Genomic DNA, 1254 nt, shown 5'->3' with positions numbered 1-1254 from the left:
GTTCTGGGCCGCGTCGGCCTGTGCCTGCTTCACCGTGGACTGGAGCGAGGACACCAGCTTGGTGATGCCGTCGATGCCCTTGGAGGCAGCCTGAATGGTCTGGATGCCGTTCGAGATGCCGTCGAGCAGGCCGGTGAGCTGGCTCGAGCGGTCGTTCAACGATGCCGAGGTGAAGTAGTTGACCGGGTTGTCGATCGCCGAGTTCACCTTCTTGCCGGTGGCGAGACGGTTCTGGATGACGCTCTGCTGGGCCGTGGTCTGCTGCAAGGTCAACAGGTTGTTGCGAACGCCGCTCGAGAGAATAGGTCCGGCCATCTTCAGTCCCCTGAATCGCGAATCCGCGTTCGTTCGGTTTGATCTGGCCCGATAATTCCTTGTTAAGGATAAAAAACAGTTAACGCCGAATGCACCCGGGAAGGCGGCGGCCTTCGCAGCGCATGCAGAAAGGCGGCGGAGCTCGCGCTCCACCGCCTTCTTTGTCTTCGGCCCACATTCTGTGGGCTGGCCCGCTTCTGCGGACGAAGGATCAGAACAGACGCAGGATGGCCTGGTCGGACTGGTTCGAGAGCGACAGGGCCGTCTGCGAGAGCTGCTGGCGGGTCTGCAGGGCGAGCAGGCTCGCCGCTTCCTGGTTGCCGTCGGCGGCGACCAGATTGTCGGCGCCCTGTGTCAGGACGCTGGCCAGATCCTTGGTAAAGTCCTGGCGGGTCTGGGCGACCGAGAGGTTGGCGCCGAGCGAGGACGAGATCGACTTCAGCGAGGTCAGGGCGCCGGTGAGCGACTTGGTGGCAGCTTCCAGATCGGAATCGTTCTGGAAGTTGACGAAGCCTGTGAGCTGCGTGTTGGTCGCCTGGTTGATGCCGAGGTTGTCGGAGGTCAGCGTCGAGCCCTGGATGTCCAGCTTGGACTGGTTCTTCCCGGTCTTTTCGTTGAACTGGATCGAGACCTTGTCGCCCTGCAGCAGGTTGACGCCGTTGAAACCCGAATCCTTGGCGAGTTCATCGATCTGCGTGCGCAGGTCGTTGAACTGCTGGATGAGGTTCGAACGGACGGCAGAGGTGATGCTCTGGCCCTTGATCGCGCCGGCAGCCGTGGCGTCGGCTGCGACGAAGCCGATTGCGGTGTTGGCGCCGCCCGTCCCGGCATTGGTGATCGCGCCTGCGCCGTCGACGGCGGAGGAGCCGAAGCCGAACTCCACATCTTCCGAGCCGGTGCCCTTGACGTTGAGCTGGCCCTTCTCGTCGACGCGAAGGC

2 protein-coding genes are annotated in these 1254 nt (G+C 62.9%); both read right to left on the bottom strand.

Going from position 1 to position 1254, the window contains the following annotated elements; translation table 11 throughout:
• Positions 1-315, bottom strand: a 315-nt coding sequence (locus AB4Z16_RS28040; RefSeq protein WP_441514580.1) for a flagellin N-terminal helical domain-containing protein, incomplete at its 3' end; no start/stop codon positions are given.
• 211 nt (positions 316-526) lie between these two features.
• Positions 527-1254, bottom strand: a 728-nt coding sequence (locus AB4Z16_RS28035) for a flagellin (RefSeq protein WP_441514579.1), incomplete at its 5' end; no start/stop codon positions are given.

It is taken from the genome of Allobosea sp. TAF32 (assembly GCF_052113585.1).
In the GTDB taxonomy this organism is placed as follows: domain Bacteria; phylum Pseudomonadota; class Alphaproteobacteria; order Rhizobiales; family Beijerinckiaceae; genus Allobosea.
Note: the sequence above shows the minus strand (reverse complement) of the source record. Positions and strands in the feature narration are given on the sequence as shown.